This window comes from Pelodictyon luteolum (assembly GCF_001622165.1).
GTDB lineage: Bacteria > Bacteroidota > Chlorobiia > Chlorobiales > Chlorobiaceae > Chlorobium > Chlorobium luteolum_B.
Genome location: NZ_LVWG01000029.1, coordinates 1 through 21,545 on the forward strand (window position 1 = coordinate 1; position 21,545 = coordinate 21,545).

16 protein-coding genes, 2 tRNA genes and 1 CRISPR repeat array are annotated in these 21,545 nt (G+C 57.1%); of the genes, 12 read left to right on the forward strand and 6 right to left on the reverse strand.

Annotation, left to right across the window (positions count from 1 at the left end; genetic code table 11):
* Positions 1-10 precede the first annotated feature (10 nt).
* Positions 11-830: direct repeats of the CRISPR family, unit length 32 nt; unit sequence GTCGCGCCCCACGCGGGCGCGTGGATTGAAAC.
* Positions 831-1,848: 1,018 nt separating this feature from the next.
* On the reverse strand, positions 1,849-2,595 hold the full coding sequence (locus tag A3K90_RS05245) for a slipin family protein (protein ID WP_303681514.1): 747 nt from the start codon (positions 2,593-2,595) through the stop codon (positions 1,849-1,851).
* Between the two features lie 46 nt (positions 2,596-2,641).
* A complete protein-coding gene (locus A3K90_RS05250; protein WP_303681515.1) occupies positions 2,642-3,970 on the reverse strand; it encodes a nodulation protein NfeD in 1,329 nt (442 codons plus the stop codon).
* A gap of 239 nt (positions 3,971-4,209) precedes the next feature.
* Between A3K90_RS05250 and A3K90_RS05255 the strand changes: the two genes are divergently transcribed.
* From A3K90_RS05255 to A3K90_RS05295, 9 genes are all read left to right on the forward strand, one after another.
* Positions 4,210-4,902, forward strand: coding sequence for a zinc metallopeptidase (locus tag A3K90_RS05255; protein ID WP_041464129.1), 693 nt, complete (start codon positions 4,210-4,212; stop codon positions 4,900-4,902).
* Between the two features lie 39 nt (positions 4,903-4,941).
* Positions 4,942-6,435: an amino acid permease gene (locus tag A3K90_RS05260; protein WP_303681516.1), complete on the forward strand. Its 1,494-nt coding sequence runs from the start codon at positions 4,942-4,944 to the stop codon at positions 6,433-6,435.
* Entirely contained in the window at positions 6,432-7,142 is a 711-nt protein-coding gene (locus tag A3K90_RS05265) for an SDR family oxidoreductase (protein WP_303681517.1), read from the forward strand. Before A3K90_RS05260 ends, A3K90_RS05265 begins: the two co-directional genes overlap by 4 nt.
* Before the next feature lie 49 nt (positions 7,143-7,191).
* Positions 7,192-7,836 (forward strand): dTMP kinase, encoded by a 645-nt coding sequence (gene tmk / locus A3K90_RS05270; RefSeq protein ID WP_303681518.1) that lies wholly within the window; start codon positions 7,192-7,194, stop codon positions 7,834-7,836.
* A 140-nt stretch (positions 7,837-7,976) separates the two neighbouring features.
* Positions 7,977-9,239, forward strand: a complete 1,263-nt coding sequence (locus A3K90_RS05275) for a trehalose 6-phosphate synthase (RefSeq protein WP_303681519.1) — start codon at positions 7,977-7,979, stop codon at positions 9,237-9,239.
* A 44-nt stretch (positions 9,240-9,283) separates the two neighbouring features.
* Positions 9,284-12,445: a beta-phosphoglucomutase family hydrolase gene (locus A3K90_RS05280; RefSeq protein ID WP_303681521.1), complete on the forward strand. Its 3,162-nt coding sequence runs from the start codon at positions 9,284-9,286 to the stop codon at positions 12,443-12,445.
* Positions 12,446-12,559: 114 nt separating this feature from the next.
* Complete coding sequence (gene queA, locus A3K90_RS05285; RefSeq protein WP_303681523.1) at positions 12,560-13,600, forward strand: tRNA preQ1(34) S-adenosylmethionine ribosyltransferase-isomerase QueA; 1,041 nt, start codon at positions 12,560-12,562, stop codon at positions 13,598-13,600.
* A gap of 13 nt (positions 13,601-13,613) precedes the next feature.
* Complete coding sequence (locus A3K90_RS05290) at positions 13,614-14,336, forward strand: 2-C-methyl-D-erythritol 4-phosphate cytidylyltransferase (RefSeq protein WP_303681524.1); 723 nt, start codon at positions 13,614-13,616, stop codon at positions 14,334-14,336.
* An 86-nt stretch (positions 14,337-14,422) separates the two neighbouring features.
* Positions 14,423-14,499 (forward strand) — tRNA-Met (locus A3K90_RS05295).
* A 358-nt stretch (positions 14,500-14,857) separates the two neighbouring features.
* Here A3K90_RS05295 and A3K90_RS05300 read toward each other — a convergent pair.
* Together A3K90_RS05300 and A3K90_RS05305 are read right to left on the reverse strand one after the other, a co-directional pair.
* Entirely contained in the window at positions 14,858-16,162 is a 1,305-nt protein-coding gene (locus tag A3K90_RS05300) for a type II toxin-antitoxin system HipA family toxin (protein WP_303681525.1), read from the reverse strand.
* A gap of 3 nt (positions 16,163-16,165) precedes the next feature.
* Positions 16,166-16,507, reverse strand: coding sequence for a helix-turn-helix domain-containing protein (locus tag A3K90_RS05305; RefSeq protein WP_303681526.1), 342 nt, complete (start codon positions 16,505-16,507; stop codon positions 16,166-16,168).
* Between the two features lie 505 nt (positions 16,508-17,012).
* Here A3K90_RS05305 and A3K90_RS05310 point away from each other — a divergent pair.
* From A3K90_RS05310 to A3K90_RS05320, 3 genes are all read left to right on the forward strand, one after another.
* Positions 17,013-17,085, forward strand: a tRNA-Gly gene (locus tag A3K90_RS05310).
* Positions 17,086-17,121: 36 nt separating this feature from the next.
* Positions 17,122-17,574 carry a PaaI family thioesterase gene (locus A3K90_RS05315; RefSeq protein ID WP_303681527.1) on the forward strand — a complete coding sequence of 151 codons (453 nt, stop codon included), beginning with the start codon at positions 17,122-17,124 and terminating at the stop codon, positions 17,572-17,574.
* A gap of 138 nt (positions 17,575-17,712) precedes the next feature.
* Entirely contained in the window at positions 17,713-19,134 is a 1,422-nt protein-coding gene (locus A3K90_RS05320) for a radical SAM protein (RefSeq protein ID WP_303681528.1), read from the forward strand.
* Positions 19,135-19,262: 128 nt separating this feature from the next.
* Here the strand turns inward: A3K90_RS05320 and A3K90_RS05325 are convergent, their stop codons facing one another.
* Positions 19,263-19,691, reverse strand: a complete 429-nt coding sequence (locus A3K90_RS05325; protein WP_303681529.1) for a DUF2141 domain-containing protein — start codon at positions 19,689-19,691, stop codon at positions 19,263-19,265.
* A gap of 29 nt (positions 19,692-19,720) precedes the next feature.
* Positions 19,721-21,535: an aspartate--tRNA ligase gene (gene aspS, locus A3K90_RS05330; protein WP_303681530.1), complete on the reverse strand. Its 1,815-nt coding sequence runs from the start codon at positions 21,533-21,535 to the stop codon at positions 19,721-19,723.
* Positions 21,536-21,545 lie beyond the last annotated feature (10 nt).

A 21,545-nucleotide genomic window follows, 5' to 3' on the forward strand; every position in this document is an offset into this window, starting at 1 on the left:
ATCTGGAAAGGTCGCGCCCCACGCGGGCGCGTGGATTGAAACTATCTACGCCGCGTTCGTGCAACCATACACGGTAAGTCGCGCCCCACGCGGGCGCGTGGATTGAAACACACACTTGCAGAACTCCCTATCCCGGAAGGCGTCGCGCCCCACGCGGGCGCGTGGATTGAAACAGGTACAATATAGCCTTATCTTCGGGTTTCGTTGTCGCGCCCCACGCGGGCGCGTGGATTGAAACTCTCAGCCCAGCCCGCATCAGTGAAGCCTACGTGTCGCGCCCCACGCGGGCGCGTGGATTGAAACTTCCAGTATGATTTCGTCGTGATTGACCCGCTTAGTCGCGCCCCACGCGGGCGCGTGGATTGAAACAACTATTCGGCAGCGCAGTACAAGGACAACTACGTCGCGCCCCACGCGGGCGCGTGGATTGAAACCACCCATCGCATCGAAAAAGTCACCGAAGACAAAGTCGCGCCCCACGCGGGCGCGTGGATTGAAACTGGTTCAGCAGCTCGTACGACATACCCAGCACGGAGTCGCGCCCCACGCGGGCGCGTGGATTGAAACATCGCCAGCATCGACGCATCACGGATGCCGGCAGGGTCGCGCCCCACGCGGGCGCGTGGATTGAAACCGATCTCCCGCCCGCTCCTTCCAGTGCCGCACAGTCGCGCCCCACGCGGGCGCGTGGATTGAAACGATCTGCTCAAGCAGGCTTGCTATGTCTCGGCCGTCGCGCCCCACGCGGGCGCGTGGATTGAAACATCATGTCGGATAAAGGTCGCCAAGCCGTGGCGGGTCGCGCCCCACGCGGGCGCGTGGATCTGGGAACTTGAGGTACTGTTCGTTCGCGATGGCGGTCTTCTTCCCCACACGCGGGGGGGGGGGTCCATCAGCAAGGGAATCAAACCGCGGAATTAACCAGGGATTATAGTACATCGTCATCGACATAGGGCCAGACGCCCCACTCGACAAAGTTACCGAAGGCATTAATCTGAGCTTTGAACGCTACAAGGCAATACAACGCATCATCATCCTGATGGGCGACAAAGCCCCCGAGATCCAAAAAAAGCTGACTATGAGACGGGAAAGATGCTCGTAGAGCTGCAGAGAAGACTGAAATAAAAAAGCGATGTAAAGAAGACCGGAGCCTTTCTTCCCGGTGGGCCGGCATTACCCGCACCCCCCTCATCGCACTACAAATATACGCACGAATCGCTAAAATATAACCCGCCATGATCGAGCCAATTATCCACATCGAGGTCGCCGGGATCCAAGAACTCAAAAGCCTGCTCGCCCGCATAACCAGCCCTCGCACAGCAAGTAACCAAAGACAGCGACGCACTCCACGGCATCGGCACCATCCTCTACAAAAGCGCCATCACCACCATCAACCAAGGCGGCCGGCCACTCTACAAACCACTCGCCCAAAGCACCATCAACAAACGATGGGCCAAAGAGCAAACGCGCACCCCCGGCAGTCTTCCCCACAGGCGTGGGGGTGTTGTGATACCCTCAATCGCACAATATCTGGTAATATTATTCCAAAATAGAACGCACAATACATTCTATCAGCTCGCCGTGTTCAACAATGAGCTTCGGATGATTGATAACAGGCAAGATCTGGATTATGAACAGTTTCGCGCTTTTCGCTTCGTTCAACTATACCGATGTATGTTCCCCGTGCTCGTAAAAACTTGACAGGAAGACTGACTTCACAGATAAGAGTGTTTGCGCGATAGCAGAATCAGAAAAGCCGGGGGAAATCACTTATGGGGAAACTCACCCTGCCGGTTATGATTCCGTACCCTCTGGTGGACGGAATCATAACCGGCGGCCTCCGCTCCATCAGGATTTGTTCAGGAAGACAGAGAAGAGATCGATCGGGATCGGGAAAACGGTCGTCGAGTTGTTCTCCTGGGCGATGTCCTTCAGGGTCTGCAGGTAGCGCAGCTGCAGGGCCGAAGGAGCAGAGGAGATGACCATGGCAGCGTCAGCCAGACGCTGGGCGGCCTGGAACTCACCCTCGGCGTTGATGATCTTCGAACGGCGCTCACGCTCCGCCTCGGCCTGCTTGGCCATGGCGCGACGCATCTCTTCGGGAAGGTCAATCTCCTTCACCTCCACCTTGCTCACCTTCACACCCCAGGGCTCGGTGTCCTTGTCGAGAATGGACTGGATCCGGGTATTGATTTCATCGCGCTCGGCCAGGAGATTATCAAGCTCTCCCTGTCCGCAGACACTCCGGAGGGTGGTCTGGGCAAGCTGCGAGGTCGCGAAATGGAAATCCTCGACATCAATGATGGCCTTTACCGGGTCGAGTACCCTGAAGTATACCACCGCACTCACCTTCACCGACACGTTGTCGCGGGTGATGATATCCTGCGGGGGGACATCGAGTGTGACGGTGCGGAGGTCAACCCGCACCATCTTGTCGATCCCCGGGATGAGGATGATGAGCCCCGGGCCTTTGGGGCCAAGCAGCCGGCCGAGGCGGAACACGACGGCCCGTTCGTATTCGCGCATGATCTTGACCGAAGAGGCCAGAAAGGCCGCAACGAGGATCAGTATGGTGAGAAAATTGAAAGTAAGCATAGTGTGCATCCTTTATGGTTATGGTTGATATGGTTGTCTGTTCCTGTTATTGCCTGTTCACCTGCAGCTGCATCCCCTTCATCCCCTCCACCCTCACCCCGCCCCCCTTTTCAACGGCGGAAGCCGACACCGCGTCCCACAGCTCTCCGTGCACGAATACCTTTCCGGGGACTCCCGGGGCCAGCGGCTCGAGTGCCTCGCCTGTTTCACCAACAAGACCCTCGCCTCCCGACAGCTTCCTCCCGCGCGCCGAACGGACAAGAAGGCGGAGGATCAGGACAACGGCTGCCGAAAATGCGATAAATACAGGAATGAATACCTGCAAGGACAGGGTGATGCCGCTGGAGGGAAAATCGAACAGCATGAGGGAGCCGGCAAAGAGCGACACAAGCCCTGCAACGGCAAGCACGCCTCCGCTCGTCACGAAAACCTCCATAGCCAGGAAAAGTACGGCAAGCAGGAGAAGAAGTATGCCGGTGATGCTGGCAGAAAGCAGCTGCAGTGCGTAGAGGCCGAGCAGCAGCGCTACGGCACCCGCAGTACCGGGGAAAATGGCTCCGGGGCTGGAGAACTCGAAGTAAAGACCGAGAAGCCCGGCAAGGAAAAGAATGTAGGCGATGTCCGGATGAGCAACGGCCATCAGGACGGATTCGGGGAATGAAGGAGGGTTCATGACCAGCGTGACATCGGCAGTCGAGAGGGTCTGGATGCCCAGGGAGGTTTTCACCTGCCGGCCGTCGGTGCGCCGGAGGAGCTCTTTGGGCGTATCGGCAATGATGTCGATCACCCCCTCCTGAAGAGCTTCGGAGGCGCTCGAGGCAAGGCTTTCACGCACCGCACGCTCCGCCCACTCCGGGTTTCGGCCGCGCTCGAGGGCAAGGCTTCTGGCAAATGCGGCCAGATTGTTGACCGCCTTGGTGCCGGAAACACTTTCCCCCTGCCCGGGTATGCCGGGAGTGACTGGATGTGCGGCACCGGTTTCCGTACCGGGCGACATGGCCGCGACATGGGATGAAAGCAGCAGAAGCGCCCCCGCTGAAGCAGCCTCGGCACCTGAAGGCGAAACATAGACGATGACGGGAACCGGGGAGGCCATGACGGCCTGAACCATATCACGCAGCGAGCTCACAAGACCGCCGGGAGTATCAAGTTCAACGAGCACAGCCCGGGACCCATCCAGAGAAGCCTCATCAAGCACCCGGCTGAAGTAGCGTGCACTGCCCGGGTTGATCGGCCCCTTGAGCGTCATTCCGGTCACATGCCGCTCTACCGGGAATGCAACGGCGGCATGAAGGGAATGGAAAAGGAGGAACGCCACCATCACAAGGACGGCACGGAAGCCGGGCATTCTGAATGGAAGAGAGCGCATCTCCATCGACAGGCAATTGGTTCTCAAATGTGAAGCATTTGTAAAGGAGTAAGGAATATGGCAGGTAAAGCGTTCCCCTGCAAGCCCCGCCGATACTATTGCCCGGGGGTGCGGTTACGCTTTACATTACAGAAACTTATCCGTATGTTTATCAGTTATGTACTTTTGACCGCCTGCCGGGCAAGACCCCATGCAATACGCTTACGATGGCGGTATGCATCCCATGAACATCATCAATGACCACCATGTTTTATTTTGATCCGCTCTATTTTGTTTTCGCACTTCCCCCGATGCTGCTCGGTCTGTGGGCCCAGTTCCGGGTCAAATCAACCTTCAAAAAATATGCACTGGTACGCACCGGCTCGGGCATAAACGGTGCCGAGGCTGCGCGGCGCATTCTGGAGCGTGGCGGCATCGCAACGGTGAGTGTAGAGGCTACACGCGGCATGCTTTCGGACCATTACGACCCCCGCCACAAGGCGCTCCGCCTGAGTGAAGATGTCTACAGCCAGGCAAGCATCGCCGCCGTCGGTGTGGCGGCCCATGAGGCAGGCCATGCATTGCAGGATAAAACCCGATACTTCCCGCTCCAGATCCGCTCCCTCATGGTGCCGGCCGTCTCCATCGGCAGCAATGTCGGCCCGCTTCTCTTCATGGCAGGGATATTCCTTGCCGGAACCATCGGCACCACGCTTGCATGGGCGGGCATCATCCTGTTCGGCTCGACGGCACTCTTCGCACTGGTGACACTGCCGGTGGAGATTGACGCAAGCCGCAGGGCCAAAGCGCTGCTGGTATCACAGGGCATCGTCTCACCCGCAGAAATGCAGGGCGTCAATGCAGTGCTCAACGCCGCGGCGTTGACCTATGTGGCTGCAGCCGCGCAGGCCGTCATGCAGCTGGTCTATTTCCTTTCCATCATGAACCGCCGCGACTGAGCGCCCCGCCGCACGGTCCGCACAACCCCTTCTGTTCGAGTGAAGCAAAGTTTCAGAAAAAAACCGTTTGCCCTCCTTCTTGAAGAGATGAAGGGCGAACACCGCCTCCACAGGGTGCTCGGACCGGTGGCACTCACCAGTCTCGGCGTCGGGGCCATCATCGGCACCGGCATCTTCGTGCTCATCGGTGTCGCCGCCCACGACAAGGCGGGACCAGCCGTCACCCTTTCCTTCGCGCTTGCCGGCTTTGCCTGCATCTTCGCAGCCCTCTGTTATGCAGAGTTCGCTTCGATGGCACCCGTGGCCGGCTCAGCCTACACCTACGCCTACGCCACCCTCGGCGAGCTCTTCGCATGGATCATCGGCTGGGACCTCATCCTTGAATACGGTGTCGCATCGGCAACGGTAGCGCATGGATGGTCGCACTATTTCCAGGACTTCATCAGCATCTTCGGGCTTTCGATACCGGCGGTGTTCAGCCGCCCGCCACTCGACTTCGACCCGGCAACCGGCATGATGACGGCAACCGGCGCACTTTTCGACCTTCCCGCAGTCCTCATTGCACTCTTCATGACGACGGTGCTGGTCAAGGGCATCAAGGAGAGCGCAGGCTTCAACTCCGTTATGGTGATCCTGAAAGTAGCTGTCGTACTGCTGGTGATCGTGCTCGGAGCGATGCACATCAACCCGGACAACTGGCAGCCCTTCGCCCCGTTCGGATACTCCGGACTGAGCGTCTTCGGCCAGACCGTGCTTGGTCCTGCAGGCTCGGGTGGCGCACCGGTCGGCGTGCTGGCGGGAGCAGCGATGATCTTCTTCGCATACATCGGATTTGACTCCGTCTCGATCCATGCCGAGGAGGCCATCAACCCGCAGCGCGATATCCCGATCGGTCTCATCACCTCTCTCATCATCTGCACCGTCCTCTACATCGCCGTCGCCACCGTCATCACCGGCATGGTCCCTTACGACCAGCTCAACATCGACGCTCCTGTATCAAACGCCTTCAAGCAGGTCGGCCTTGAATGGGCCCAGTTCATCATATCCCTCGGCGCCATCACCGGCATCACCTCCGTGCTGCTCGTCATGATGCTCAGCCAGCCGCGCATCTTTCTTGCCATGGCGCGCGACGGCCTTCTTCCCCTCAAATTCTTCGGCGCCATACACGAGAAGTTCAGGACGCCCTGGAAAGCAACCATCCTCACCGGCATCTTCGTCGCCCTGCTCGGAGGCCTGCTCCCGCTCCGCCTCCTTGCCGAGCTTGTCAACATCGGCACACTGTTCGCGTTCGTCGTCGTCTGCAGCGCCGTGCTCATCATGCGCCGCACCAACCCCGATGCCCTGCGCCCCTTCAAGGCCCCCCTCGTGCCGTTTGTGCCGATTGCCGGCATCATCACCTGCCTCGTACTCATGTTCTCGCTCCCAGCAGAGAACTGGCTCCGCCTCATCGTATGGCTCGCAATCGGTTTTCTGATCTACTTCTTCTACGGCCGCCGCCACAGCGTGCTCCGCAAAATAAACAGCGCCCGATGACAGAGAGGACAACAAGGAAAACAATCCTCATCACAGGGGCCTCGACCGGCATCGGTCAGGCCACTGCCCTTCTTCTTGGCGAAGGGGGCTGGAATGTAGCTCTCGCCGCCCGTTCCCGCGATAAGCTTCTGTCGCTCACGAGCCAGATAGGAACAAAGCGGGCGCTTGCCATTCCAACCGATGTTGCCGACTGGCAGTCTCAGGAGACGATGGTACAAAAAACGCTTGAGCGGTTCGGTACAATCGACGCGGTGTTTGCCAATGCGGGGTTCTCGAAAGGCTCAAGCTTCCTCGGCGGTCCCGACCAGCCGGACGAATGGCGCCAGATGGTGCTCGTCAACGTGTACGGTGCAGCGGCCACCGCACGACTCACGCTGCCGGAACTCGTCAAGAGCCGGGGGCACTTCCTCATCACCGGCTCCGTTGTCGGACGCGTCACATCCATCCGCAACCTCTATTCGGCGACCAAGTGGGCCGTCACCGGCATGGCACAGGCCATCCGCAACGAAATGGCTGGAACAGGCGTCCGCGTCACCCTGGTGCAGCCCGGCGTGGTCGACACCCCGTTCTGGGAGAGCATTCCAAAGCCGGGCACGCCGGAACTCCAACCCGAAGACATTGCCCGCGCAGTCCAGTACGCCCTCCTGCAGCCGGCGCATGTCGACGTCAACGAAATCATCATCAGACCGACGGGCCAGCCGCACTGACGCATCCCCCGGCAGCAGCCGGGCCAACACACCAGATCATTTTTAATCCATGCTCATCACCTTTGAGGGAATAGACGGCGCAGGCAAGTCGACACAGATCAAGAAACTCGCCGCATACCTGAAACAGGAAGGCCACGAGGTCCTCACCCTGCGGGAACCGGGCGGTACAGAAGTGGCTGAAAAGATACGTCTCATCCTCCTTGAAAGCCGCCACGAAATATCCCCTGTCGGAGAGCTCCTGCTGTTTTCGGCAAGCCGCGCAGAGCTTGTATCTGAAGTGGTCCGGCCCGCCCTTGCCGAGGGCAGAACAGTCATCCTCGACCGCTTCTTCGACTCCACAACCGCCTATCAGGGCTACGGCCGGGGCCTCGACCTCAACATGCTCCGCACCCTCATCGCCATCTCTACCGGGGCACTCACCCCCGATATCACCTTCTACCTCGACATCCTTCCCGAGGAAGCGCTGATCAGGAAGTTCTCCGAAAAGTCCCTCCCGCTGGCGTTCGAAAACGAAGAGCTCGACCGCATGGAGCGTTCGGGCCTGGAGTTCTACCGGAATGTCCACCAGGGCTACCTCGACATCATCGAAGCAGAACCCGGACGGTTCAAAAGCATCAACGCGCGCCATGGGGTGCAGGAAATCCACGCATGTATCGTCAAAACCCTGAAAGAACGCCTCCAGGATCGTTCCTGACGGCCGGGCCTCACCCTGAAGCGCTCAAGTTGGATTGCCGTTCTGTTAATTCTGAAGAATCCTGCCGCTTTTGGCGGGATTTTCCGTAAATTGCCGGTCGTAATGCCCAACCTTCACCTTTTCCTATACTTCGGTTATCAATGCACGAAAGCATCCTGAAAGAGCGCCAGCTGACCACATGCACCACCCCCATAACGCTGCAGGACATCAGGACCCTGAAGGAACTTTACACCCTCAAGGCAGAAACCAAGGAACTTCGTGAACCGATTGTCAGGAACATCATCAAGCAGCGTGTCGTCGGACGCGCCTGCGTCGAGTCCCTGAAAAACGCCCTCTACTCGCTTGAAACCATCTACATCGACGACAACACCGGGCACCGCCTGCTCCGGCTCGACGGGATGAAGCAGATCGAGGTCGACCTCACCTACGAAATCCGGGAACTCCAGAAAGACATATACTACCTCGAATACGGCGAAGACAAGTTCATCGACTACCTCGCCAAGTTCATGCCCGAGTTCCGCGCCTATGTGAACAAAGGCGTGAACATGCTCAAGGGCAAGCACTTCAACGCATTCATCACCGACCGGGACGGCACCACAAACAACTACTGCGGACGGTACCGATCCTCCATCCAGCCGATCTACAACTCAGTATTCCTTTCGCGGTTCGCCAAGAACTGCTGCACCCATCCCATCATCATAACCTCGGCTCCCCTCAAGGACTTCGGCATCCTGAACGTCTCCATCAATCCGAGCCACACCTTCGTCTATGCAGGCTCGAAAGGCCGTGAGTTCATCGATCTTGACGGCGTGTTCAGCAGCTTCCCGATTGAAGAGGACAAGCAGAAACTCATCCACCGTCTCAACGACCACCTGCGGGTAATGCTTCAGGATCCCGACTTCGAGAAGTTCAACTTCATCGGCTCGGCCCTCCAGATCAAGTTCGGCCAGACTACCGTGGCGCGCCAGGACATCAGCAGCTCGATTCGCGATGACGAATCCTCTGCGTTCCTTGAAAAGGTGAAAAGCATCGTGCGCGAAATAGACCCAGAGGAAAAGAACTTCCGCATCGAAGACACCGGGCTTGACATTGAGATCATCCTGACCATCGACATTGACCGCAACGACACCGTCATCAAGGACTTCGACAAGGGCGACGGGCTCTCCTTCATCAGCAGGGAACTTTCCCTCGAACGTTCAAAAGGCCCGATCCTCGTCTGCGGCGATACCCCCTCCGACATCCCGATGCTGAAAACAGCGATGGAGATGTTCGACGATGTATGGACCATCTTCGTCACCCGCGACCATGAGCTCAAAAAAGAGGTTCAGGAAATCTGTCCGAAAAGCATCACCGTGCCCTATCCGGACATCCTCCTGACCATTCTGGGGCTCCTGTCGCTCTGATATTTTTTCTGCATTACCATAATCCACACAGACCATTACACGGCATGAGCACTCTCTTCAAAGGCGCGATATTCGATCTGGACGGGGTCATCACAGGAACGGCGAAAGTACACAGCCTGGCCTGGGAATCAATGTTCAACACCTTCCTCCAGCAGTATGCGGAAGACAACAATGAACCGTTCGTTCCCTTCGACCCGCTTCACGACTACCATCGGTACGTGGACGGAAAGCCGCGCATGGAAGGGGTGAAAAGTTTCCTTGAGTCCCGCGACATTGAACTTCCCTTCGGCGAACTCGACGATATCCCCGAAAAAGAGACTGTCTGCGGACTCGGCAACAGAAAGAATATCGTCTTTACCGAGATCCTCGAAAGGGAGGGCCCTGAGGTCTACACCACCTCGGTCGAGCTCATCGAAACACTCATCAAAAACGGCATCCGCATCGGTATTGCCAGCTCGAGCCGCAACTGCCAGCTTATCCTCAAACTGGCCAACCTCGAACACCTCTTTGAAACCCGCGTCGACGGCGAAGTCTCCATAGAAATGGGCCTGAAAGGCAAGCCGAACCCCGACATCTTCGTCACCGCAGCCGCCAACCTCGGCCTTCAGCCCCACGAATGCGTGGTGGTCGAAGACGCGATTTCAGGCGTACAGGCCGGCTCGCGCGGAAACTTCGGCATGGTACTCGGCATCGCCCGTGACATTGAAGGCTCAAAGCTCCGCGAGCAGGGAGCGGACATCGTCGTCCGTGACCTCGGAGAGATCACCATCGACGGAATCCGCGACTGGTTCCGGGAAGGACTCCGCAAGGAAGGCTGGAACCTGACCTACACCGACTTCTCCCCGAAAGAGGAAAAGCTCCGCGAAACCCTCACCGCCATCGGCAACGGGTATCTCGGCGTACGCGGAGCATGGGAAGGCTCTAAAGCGTCCGAATCCCACTACCCCGGCACCTATATTGCAGGCATCTTCAACCGCCTGCCCTCAAAGGTCCACGGCCAGACGGTCTTCAACAACGACTTCGTCAACACCCCGAACTGGCTCCCGGTCGAGTTCCGCATCGGTGGCGGCGAGTTCATCGACCCTGCCCGGCAGACCATCCTCAGCTACCACCAGAACCTCGACTTCCAGAATGCCGTAATGGAACGCGAAGTCGTCATTCAGGACAACCTCGGCAGGATATCGCGTATCAGCAGCCGCCGGTTCGCCAGTATGGACAATCCCCATATCGTGGCGCTCCGCTTCACCCTCCGGCCAGTCAACTACAGCGCCAGTGTCGAGTTCCGGACGGCAATCGACGGCACTGTGGAGAACAAGGGCGTTGCCAGGTACAACGAACTGGCAACCGACCATCTTGAAGAGGTTGCCTCCACCTGTACCGATGGAGTAATGCTGCTTCATGTGCAGACGAGCGTTTCGAAGTACGACATCGTCACCGCAGCAAGAACCCGCATTCTCTCACACGGCAAGGAACAGGAAGTCCTGCGCACACCAATCAGGGAAAATCGTTTTGTCGGCGAGTGCTTCACGCTTGAACTCACCCCCGACAAAAGCGGCACTATTGAAAAAACCGTCGCCATCCACACCTCCCTCGACGCCAATCAGGCAGAGGGGCCACTTGATGCCGCATCCGCCACCCTCGGCGGTGCAGGCACCTTCGATGACCTCTTTCTTGCCCATCAGGCGGCCTGGCAGGCCATCTGGGAGCAGGCCGACATGGTGGTCGAAGGAGACCGGTTCAGCCAGAAAGTGCTCCGCCTGCACATCTACCACATGATGGGCACCGCTTCACCCCACAACCCTTCGATTGACGCCGGAATGCCGGCACGCGGGCTGAACGGCGAATCCTACCGCGGGCACATCTTCTGGGATGAGATCTTCATCCTCCCCTTCTTCAACAGCCACTTCCCGGAGATTTCCAAAGCGCTGCTCATGTACCGCTACCGCAGGCTTTCGGCAGCGAAGGAGTACGCACGCGAAAACGGATACAGTGGAGCGATGTTCCCCTGGCAGACCGCCGATGACGGACAGGAAGACACGCAGATCCTCCACTTCAACCCTGCCAGCGGCACCTGGGGTCCCGACCTCAGCCGTAAACAGCGCCACGTCTCCATTGCGGTGTTCTACAACACCTGGCGCTATGTGCATGACAGCGGCGACACGGCATTCCTCAACGCAGAGGGTGCGGAGCTCATGTTCGAGATCGCCCGGTTCTGGGCATCCATCGCCCACTCTTCAGCCGAAACCGGCAAGTACCACATCGAAGACGTCATGGGTCCCGACGAGTTCCATGAAGCGCTTCCCGGCAGCGGCCGCGAAGGGCTGAAAGACAACGCATACACCAACATCATGACGGCCTGGCTGATGGAAAAAGCGGTTGAGGCCAGCGAACAGATCGACAGCCAGGCTCTCAGCAGCCTGATGGAGAAAACAGGCCTCGGGTTCGACGAAATCGAACTCTGGCGCACGATCAGCAGCAATATGACGATCCCCGTCGACCGTGACGGCATCATCGAACAGTTCGACGGGTACATGGGGCTCAGGGAACTTGACTGGGCGCACTACCGCCAGAAGTACCCCAACATCCACCGTATGGACCGCATCCTCAAGGCTGAAGGCGACAGCCCGGATAACTACAAGGTCGCAAAGCAGCCCGACGTGCTCATGACCTTCTATACCCTGCCGCCCTCCGAAGTTGCCCGCCTGATTGAGAAGAACGGCTATGGTAAAATCGATCCCGAAGTCCTCGTCCGCGAGAACTACGCATACTATGAACCCAGAACCAGCCACGGCTCGACACTCAGCAAGGTGGTCCACTGCATCATCTCCAGCTACCTTGAAGAGGGTCGTGATACCGCATGGAACTGGTTCATGGAAGCCCTGAAAAGCGACATCCGCGATACCCAGGGTGGCACCACCCAGGAGGGCATCCACTGCGGGGTCATGGCCGGTACGCTCGACACCGTGACCCGGTTCTTCGCCGGCATCTCTTTTGAAGGCAACCGTCTCAGCGTACAGCCCAACCTTCCGCAGCAGTGGAAGAGCCTTTCACTGAAGGTCGCTTTCCGCGGAAACCTCTACGCCGTTGCAATCGAAGGCCAGAAAGTCAGCGTAACTCTTCTTGAGTCCCCGGCCGACGAAGCAGAGGCATCGATCAACGGCAGAGATGTGCTGCTGAAAAAGGCAGTGCCCCATACTGCCGGCTGAACACTCTCGCCAGAAACCAGGGGGCGACTCATGAGGTTGCCCCGGTTTTGTATTATTGGCGTTTAACCGTATTATGATTTTTTTCTTTTACTGCAGCCTCACCGCCTAGAGCTTATGCGCCTATCAAATTTCAGGTACACCCTGCCGAAGACCAAGATCGCCGATCATCCCGCCGAACCGAGGGACTCATGCAAGATGATGGTCCTGAACCGCCGGAAAAAGGACATTGAGCACAAGGTCTTCGAGGACATCGCATCCTACTTCAAGAAGGGCGATCTTCTCATTCTCAACAACAGCAGGGTGTTCCCCGCCAAGATCTTCGGGCAGAAGGAAAAAACCGACGCCAAGATCGAAGTATTCCTGCTCCGGGTCCTCAACCGTGAAGCCGGTCTCTGGGACGTACTCGTCGACCCCGCCCGCAAGGTCCGCGTCGGCAACAAGATCTATTTCGACGAGGACGTCGTGGCAGAAGTGGTCGACAACACCACCTCGCGCGGCCGCACCATCCGGTTCCTCAACCCTGAAATAGACGTCTTCAGCCTGGTCGACAGGATTGGCAACGTCCCCCTGCCGCCCTATTTCACCCGGAAATCCAAAGATTCGGACAAAGAGAACTACCAGACCGTCTATGCCAACCAGACCGGTTCGGTCGTAGCCCCGATGGCCGGTCTGCACTTCACGATGCCGCTGCTCCAGAAGATCCAGAAAATCGGCGTAAAAGTCCTGCCGATTACCCTGCACCCGAGCCTGAGCACGTTCAACGCCATTGAGGTGGAGGATGTGTCGAAGCATAAGATGGATTCGGAATATTTCAATATTCCCTACCAGACGGCGATGGAGATCAATGAAACGAAAATGAAGAAAACCGGACGCGTCATTGCGGTGGGCACCACCACATGCCGGGTCCTCGAAGCAAATGCCACCGTCGACGGCAAGATCAAGTTCGGCCAGGGATGGACCGACAAGTTCATCTACCCGCCTTACCAGTTCAAGGTGACCGATGCGCTCGTCACCAACTTCCAGCAGCCCGAAACCACTCTTTTGATGGTGGTCAGCGCATTTGCAGAACACCGCCTCCTCATGGACGCCTACAAGGTGGCATTGAAGAGCGACTACAAGTTCCTGGCCTACGGGGACGCCATGTTCATCCATTAAGTACCCGTAGAGAGTGAACGCCATCGCCATCATTGCCGCCAGCGGCATAGGAAAACGGATGCAGCTGCCCGGAGGGCAGAGCAAGCAGCTGCTTCAAATCGGGGGGTTCCCGGTCATCCACCACACCCTCAAAGCCTTCGAGGAGGCATCGCTGGTCACGGAGGTATACATCGCCACGAAAGCCGACAACATCGACCTGCTCCTCGAACTATCGCGCACTGCAGGCTTCAAGAAGGTCCGCCACGTGATTGAAGGAGGCAAAGAGCGCCAGGATAGCGTCTGGAACTGCGTCCGGATGCTGCAGGACGAACTGGCTCCCTCCGCCGCCCTGCCCGACGCCATCCTGGTCCATGACGGAGCCCGCCCCTTCATCCGCCCCGGGGAAATCGACGACATCATCCGACTCTCGGTTGAATCTGGCGCATGCGTTCCCGGAAACCGTCCGAAGGATACCATCAAATACATCGGCAGCGACCCCTCCTGCTTCGGCGCCACCCTTGAACGTTCTCGCCTCATGCAGGTGCAGACCCCCCAGGGATTCCGTGCCGGCATGCTCATCGACGCGCACAGGAAGGCGGCAGAAGAGGGATGGTACGCGACCGACGACGCAGCGCTGGTCGAACGCTATTTCCCCGACTATCCGGTCAGGATCTACGAAACCGGGTACCACAACATCAAGATCACCACGCCTGAAGACATCCCGGTTGCCGACGCGATTTACCAAACGCTCCATTAATCGCCCTGAAAGCGCTTTCCGGCAAGAGAAAAACTTGATTCGATTTGTTTATTATGCGGGCTGTCGTATATTATCAGCCCGGAAATGGTGAGGTAGCTCAGTTGGTTAGAGCACAGGATTCATAACCCTGAGGTCGAGGGTTCAACTCCCTCTCTCACCACCACTTCCAAGTTTACCTGCATGCGTAAAGCGCCGAAAGCCCCTATTCCACAGGGGTTTTCGCGTTTCTGCCATTCGCCTCTTTTCGCTCACACTACCATTATCCGCATTATTTCGGAACCCTGATGGGCACCGAATGCAAAGAGCCCCCCCCTATCAGCCGTACAGCTCATAGCGGCGAAATCTACCCGCATGAGACAACGTCTCTTGAGGAAATCAACCCTCACGCGTCAGAAAAGTGGATCTGGGCATGGTTACCGAACCATGGGCCAAATCCATCATCTACCTGTGATATAATACTGTAACTCGCTCCCCTCTAAAGATTTCTCTTGTGCAAAGCACGACAGACTGCTCTTGACTTTTCATTTCAGGTATATAAGGGTCTTTGAGATCTGGTCCCGTAAGGCAGGATTAACCATGACTTCATCGGCATAGTGCGTCCAATCCGCAACCGCAGCATTGACTTCATCGATGATGCCGGCGGCTTTTTTTACACTGACGGATTTGCCGATGGCGAGCAGGTCTTCCCTGGTGATGTCTCTGCGCTTGCCGTTGATGCTCAAGGCGTGCTGACTGACCCATCGATGATCGGGCTGCCAGGCGTGACAGACATCATACGCCGGTGCCAGTTCCCATTTTCCGCCCTGTTTCAGCCGGAACGAAAAATTCTTGGTATGGTCGTCACAGTTCCGGGCCGCGACGTTGAAGGTCATCCTCCTGAACAGTTGCTCGGCATCGGGATAGGGCAGTTTCAGTTCGCGCATGGTCTGAAAAAGCTGTTCGTAGCTGAAACTCATGACCAAGTTGTAGTCGAAGTGCTTCAGGGCACTGAAGGTCTGGATATGATGTTTCGTGGATCCTCCTTCACGGTCGAACCGTTTGGTCATGAAGTGCGCCCTTCCGTGTTCCTCCAGCAATCGGCAGGGCATCATGGTGATGCCGCAGGCCTGGGCCATGTGGTAGTAGGCCATTTCCACCCGGCCATAGCCGAGAGATGAGCCGAGTTGCACGTCGCTTACGCCGTCGAGCTTTAATAGCCAATGCGAGAACCCGTGTGGGGCATTAGTCTGGCCAGATCGAACCTCTCCGGTTTTCTCGTTCAATGCAATTATGGCCTTCGGCCTTGCACCGCCCGCCGAGGTGCCGATACGCAGCAGTTCCGACACCACCTTTTTCGTGTCCGCTTCGAGGTTGGTTGAAAAGGCCTCTTTGCTGGAGAGCATCCTTTTGGCAATATCCACCAACGTATCGATCTCCAGAGAAAAGGTCCGTTTGCTGGCTTTCCAGACAGCCGGTTCGAATTCCAGAGCACCCATTCCACGGGTGCCCATAAAGCAGAGCATTTCGACCGGATTCATGCTGTTCTGTGGGCGGCCCTGACGGGCCAGCCACAGATTGATCAACTGGTTACCGTACCGGTCAGGCAACACATCGGCCAGGAGGCCCGGCAATCCTTTGAAATTGTCCAGTGCAGGTTCAGCCTTTTTGCGCAGCGAGGGAAACAGAAACAGATTCCCACCATATGAGATGGGCATCTGCAGGGGAGCAAGGTCCCATCCCTTCGACTTGAACCGGGGATCAAATTCAAAGGTTGCCAGACCGGCCGCCTCATCCCAAGCGACAGCTCCGGCCAGTTCTCCCCATATTCTGACTTCCGCTACGTCCATTGCTTACCATTCATGTTCTGTGGAGTCGTTGCGCTGTTTGCCCCTGGCCCGATATCTTTTTTCTTTCTGCATTCTGGCCAGTGCCAACGGACTGAGGCGTTGCTCCACGGCAAAACTATCCATGACCTGCAGCTGGTCGAGTACTCTGAGTACCTGGATCAGGGTGCCGAGAGTGACAGTCTGGCCTCTTTCCAGCAAACTCAGAGTCGAGCGGCTGATGCCCGCCGCATGGGCAGTCGCATCCTGTGTCCGGTTCTGTTCCAGACGATGGTGCCGCACAAAAGCGCCTATGTAGGCGGCAAGCGCCTGGTCACTCATCGATGTCCAATTGGTGTTCTCAGTCATACTCCTGCTTTTTGCCTCATCAATGCACTAATCACCATTGGAAGATACCCTTAATCATGCGAATGCTCAAAATAAATGAGTGATATATCATTCACTATATATTAATAATGCACTTAATGCATGACTTTCTACGCCTTGATGCGTGAGGCAGCTATGGATGGCGGTCTTACTCCAAGACGTCTCTATATACGCCATGCGCCACTCTTCCCGCTGAAGTGCGATTTCATCCTCAGGAACCGGAACTGAATGACGACAATGAGCGGCAGGCGAAGCGGCTTATTCGGCCGGTGCGGCATCGCGATGAAGGCGACATCCAGCGCATTTATGTGGGCACCCTGTGCATCCCGGCAAAAAAGTGAACGGTTTTTTTAAAAAAAGTGTCATATTCCTTAGCACAAAAGCGGGGACTTATTTTACATGGAAAGATGATTCAGGTGACGATATTTCACCCCCGCTGAAAAGTCTGTAAACAGGAGGGCATTCATTGCCTCTCTCGCCACCAGATGCGGGTGTAACTCAGTTGGTAGAGTGTTTGCTTCCCAAGCAAAATGTCGCGAGTTCGAATCTCGTCACCCGCTCCCTGTCCGGAACCCTTTCAACGAACTCCTCCGCCCATGACCCAGCCATCCGTTTTCTTCGGACCCGCAAGCGCGGAAGAAATCAACCGGACGCAGATCCTTGAAGGACAGATGGCCCACCATATCGGCATTGAAATGGTGGAAACAGGGCCTGACTTCATGACGGCCCGCATGCCTGTCGACCGGCGCACCATCCAGCGCATCGGAATTCTCCACGGCGGTGCATCGCTTGCTCTTGCCGAAACCGTCGGCAGCATTGCCGCATCCTACGTCGTCGACCGCGAAAAATTCTACATCGTCGGACAGGAAATCAACGCGAACCACATCCGCCCGACAAGATGCGGATACGTCTATGCGACAGCCCGCCCGCTGCACCTCGGCAGGACCTCCCAGGTCTGGGACATACGACTCACGAACGATGAAGGAAAGCTGACCTGCGTCAGCCGATTCACCGTCGCAGTCCTGAAAAAGGAACCCGCCGTCGGCTGACCTCTCCGTCCCTCCGACCACCTTTGACCGATTTCACAGCCTTCCCGACCGTTTTTATCAAAACTTTTTCTAACTTGCAAGTTCCCTGACACAAGGGAACATACAGGTCGTTTCACCTCATTTGTCGTTTTTCAGGGTATGCAGACTGAACAATCGGAAATCCTCACCGCCACATCAGGCATCACCGCAGCAGCAACATCTGTCTCTGCGGAAGACATCCTCCAGCAGCTCGCACGGCAAGAGAAAATCAGGAAAAAATGGCTTCTGATCCAGCCGAAAAGCACCACCAGCATGATGGTGGACTCCGGCACCGTCAGTATGCCCCTGAACCTCATCATGGTTGCGACCCTTGTCGGACAGCTGTTTGATGTTTCCTTCATTGATGAACGCCTGGGGGAAGAGATTCCTGAAGATTTTTCGGGATACGACGTGGTGGCCATCACCTCCCGCAGCCTCAATGCATTGAAAGCCTACAGGATAGGCGACAGGGCGCTCCGTCAGGGCAAAACCGTCATCCTCGGCGGCGTCCACCCCACCATGCTGAATGATGAAGCCGCCTCGCACTGCACAAGCGTCGTCTACGGCGAAATCGAGTCCATCTGGACGGAACTGGCCACAGACGTCCTCAAGGGCCGTATGAAGCCCCTGTACAAGGCCAAAGAGCTCAAGCCGATGGGCGACATGCACCGCCCGGACTTCAGCTACGCTCTAACCTCGAAAAACGCAAAGAAATACAGTTCCAGGATTCCGATCCTGGCTACAAAGGGATGCCCGGTCGGCTGCAACTTCTGCACGACGCCCACCATCTACGGCAAAAATTACCGCTACCGTGAACTCGACCTGGTGCTCGAGGAAATGCGTTACCACCAGGAGCGCCTCCAGAAAGAGAAGATCAATCTCTCCTTCATGGACGACAACATCAGTTTCCGGCCGAAGTACTTCATGACGCTGCTTGAGGAGATGTCGAAAATCGGTGTGCGCTGGAACGCCAACATATCCATGAACTTCCTCGACAAACCCGAAGTGGCGGAACTGGCAGGACGCTCCGGATGCGACCTTCTCTCAATCGGCTTCGAGTCGCTCAACCCCGAGACCCTCAAAAGCGTCCACAAAGGCTCCAACCGCCTTGACAACTACGAAAAGGTGGTCGACAACCTCCACCGGAACGGCATCGCCATCCAGAGCTACTTCATGTTCGGCTTCGACAACGACACCGAGGAGAGCTTCCAGCTTACCTACGACTTCATCATGAAGAACCGGATCGAGTTCCCGGTCTTCTCGCTGGTAACCCCCTTCCCCGGTACGCCCTACTTCGACGAAATGAAACCCCGCATCCGCCACTTCGACTGGGACAAGTACGACACCTACCATTACATGTTCGAACCGCATGGCATGGGAGGCGAAACCCTTTTGAAGAACTTCGTCAAACTCCAGCAGGAAGTCTATAAAGGAAAGGCCATCATGCGGCGCATGCAGGGCAAGCCGCTCAACTGGGTGTGGCTGGCGAACTTCATGATGAACCGTTTCACCCGGAAACTGACGCCGGAGATCTACCTCTAAGGCTCGCTGAAAGAGAAAAAACGCCATACAGCCGGGGCGGGCATGCGGATTGCATGACCGCCCTTTTTCGTTCAGGGCAATAGTGAACAACCGGCGGGGAATACGAAAAGGGTAACAGATTTTCGCTCTTAGAGGTAGCGGATGTTCACCCGAATCTCTTTTTCCGGATCATCAAGGCGGAAGGATGCATCGTTGAATGAAGGCGGGCCGAATGATGTGCGGGGGTTGTTTGAGGTGCCGACACCTTCTTTCGGCATGCCGAGAAAGTTGCCATCCAGCCTCCCGTTCCCGTTCCGGTCATGAAAGATGGTGAGGGCGTAGGTGCCGTAGGGGACGGCATCAAAGCGGGCGGAAGTAACGCCTGCCGGTATGGTGAGGGTTCTCGCTGCCCGGGCAGTCTTGGCCGGGAACCCTTTTTTTTCATTGAACAGGGCGATGATGCAGCCGGCATTTTCGTTACTGAGGCCGGAGACGGAAACGGTGATCGACCCGGTCTCGGCTGCCTGAAGGGACCCGGCGCCGGCAAGAACCGGCACCAGAGTGAGAAAGACAGCCAAAGGTCGCAGAACCGTCCCCCGGCGCCACATCACTTCTTCTCTTCTTCAGGAAGGTCAAGACGGATGTGGAGCTCCCGAAGCTGCGCATCGGTTACTTCAGACGGGGCCGCCATCATGAGATCCTGTGCCTGCTGGTTCATCGGGAAAGCGATGACCTCGCGGATGTTCTGCTCATCGCGCAGAATCATGACAAGGCGGTCGAGTCCCGGCGCGATGCCTCCGTGAGGCGGTGCGCCAAGCTTGAAAGCCTCGATCATGTGCCCGAAGCGCAGATCGACCTCCTCGCGGCTGTAGCCGGCAATCTCGAAAGCCTTATACATGATCTCGGGCTTGTGGTTGCGGATGGCTCCGCTGGAGAGCTCAATGCCGTTGCAGACGATGTCGTACTGGTAAGCAAGAACATCAAGCGGGTCAATGGTCTCAAGCGCTTCCATCTCGCCCTGCGGCATGGAGAACGGATTATGGGAAAAGTCGATCTTTTTGGAGTCCTCGTTGTATTCGAACATCGGGAAGTCGACGATCCAGCAGAATGATAGTTCGTCGGGGTCAATGGTGAACAGGTCTCCGAAATAGGTGCGCATGCCGCCCATGATCTTGCATGCCGCCTCCCATTTGCCTGCTGCGAAGAATACCACGTCCCCGGTCTCAAGCCCCAGCTGCTCCTTCATGGACTGCAGCTCGGGCTCCGTCATGAACTTTACGATCGGACCCTTAGGACCCTCTTCGCGGAACTGGATATAGGCCAGTCCTGCCGAACCGAGCTCTCTGGCCCTTTTTTCAGCCTTGTCATAAAAAAGGCGGGACTCGGTCCCACGACCTTTCAGGACGAGCGCCTTCACGGCACATCCGGGCTTTGTGTTCGAGGCGAAAACCTTGAAACCTGAATCCGTAAACATTGAGGTAACGTCCTCGATCTTGAGCGGGATGCGCAGGTCCGGCTTGTCGGTACCGTAGCTGTCCATCACCTCGCGGTAACTGATGCGGGGAAAGGGGAACCGGGTGATGCGTTTCTTCGACATGGTGTCGGTAAGATGGCGGAACATGCCCTCGAGGATCTCGAACAGGTCGTCCTGCTCGATGAAGGCCATCTCCATGTCAAGCTGGTAGAACTCGCCGGGGCTGCGGTCCGCACGGGCATCCTCATCTCGGAAGCAGGGTGCGATCTGGAAATAGCGGGGAAAACCCGCGACCATGAGGAGCTGCTTGAACTGCTGGGGCGCCTGTGGGAGCGCATAGAACTTCCCGGGATGCAGACGGCTCGGGACCAGAAAGTCACGGGCGCCTTCGGGGGAACTGGAGGTAAGAATAGGGGTCTGTATCTCGATGAAGTCACGCTCCTCGAGGTAACGGCGGATGGCGGCGCTGATGCGGCTGCGGAAGATGATGTTCTCGTGGATCTTTTCCCGGCGCAGGTCTATGAACCGGTACTTGAGCCGAAGCTCTTCGGACGTCTGCACCTCGTCGGCAACGGGAAAAGGCAGTGGACGTGCGTGGCTTTCAACACCGATCCCTGACACCACGACCTCGATCGAGCCTGAAGCAAGCCGGGGGTTGATGGTTTCCAAAGAGCGCGCGACAACCCGGCCCTCAATGGTGATGACCGACTCTGCGTGCAGACGGCCGGCAAGTTCGAAAAGCTCCTCCCGCTCGGGCTGCACAACAAGCTGGCAGATGCCGGTATGGTCTCGAAGGTCTATGAACACAAGGCCGCCGTGGTCGCGGATCCTGTGGACCCAGCCGCCGAGCCTTACCTCACGACCTTCACCATCAAGGCCAAGCTGGCCGCAGTAGTCGGTGCGAAAACGGTTTTTGAGTGCATTCAGCTCGCCTGCTTCTTTCGTCATGATATCTATG

Excerpts from the sequence above, each read along its gene's own strand:
- A3K90_RS05245 (WP_303681514.1), bottom strand. The coding sequence starts at position 2,595 with ATGCTTACTTTCAATTTTCTCACCATACTGATCCTCGTTGCGGCCTTT.
- A3K90_RS05250 (WP_303681515.1), bottom strand. The coding sequence starts at position 3,970 with ATGGAGATGCGCTCTCTTCCATTCAGAATGCCCGGCTTCCGTGCCGTC.
- A3K90_RS05255 (WP_041464129.1), top strand. The coding sequence starts at position 4,210 with ATGTTTTATTTTGATCCGCTCTATTTTGTTTTCGCACTTCCCCCGATG.
- A3K90_RS05265 (WP_303681517.1), top strand. The coding sequence starts at position 6,432 with ATGACAGAGAGGACAACAAGGAAAACAATCCTCATCACAGGGGCCTCG.
- tmk (WP_303681518.1), top strand. The coding sequence starts at position 7,192 with ATGCTCATCACCTTTGAGGGAATAGACGGCGCAGGCAAGTCGACACAG.
- A3K90_RS05275 (WP_303681519.1), top strand. The coding sequence starts at position 7,977 with ATGCACGAAAGCATCCTGAAAGAGCGCCAGCTGACCACATGCACCACC.
- A3K90_RS05280 (WP_303681521.1), top strand. The coding sequence starts at position 9,284 with ATGAGCACTCTCTTCAAAGGCGCGATATTCGATCTGGACGGGGTCATC.
- queA (WP_303681523.1), top strand. The coding sequence starts at position 12,560 with ATGCGCCTATCAAATTTCAGGTACACCCTGCCGAAGACCAAGATCGCC.
- A3K90_RS05300 (WP_303681525.1), bottom strand. The coding sequence starts at position 16,162 with ATGGACGTAGCGGAAGTCAGAATATGGGGAGAACTGGCCGGAGCTGTC.
- A3K90_RS05305 (WP_303681526.1), bottom strand. The coding sequence starts at position 16,507 with ATGACTGAGAACACCAATTGGACATCGATGAGTGACCAGGCGCTTGCC.
- A3K90_RS05315 (WP_303681527.1), top strand. The coding sequence starts at position 17,122 with ATGACCCAGCCATCCGTTTTCTTCGGACCCGCAAGCGCGGAAGAAATC.
- A3K90_RS05320 (WP_303681528.1), top strand. The coding sequence starts at position 17,713 with ATGCAGACTGAACAATCGGAAATCCTCACCGCCACATCAGGCATCACC.
- aspS (WP_303681530.1), bottom strand. The coding sequence starts at position 21,535 with ATGACGAAAGAAGCAGGCGAGCTGAATGCACTCAAAAACCGTTTTCGC.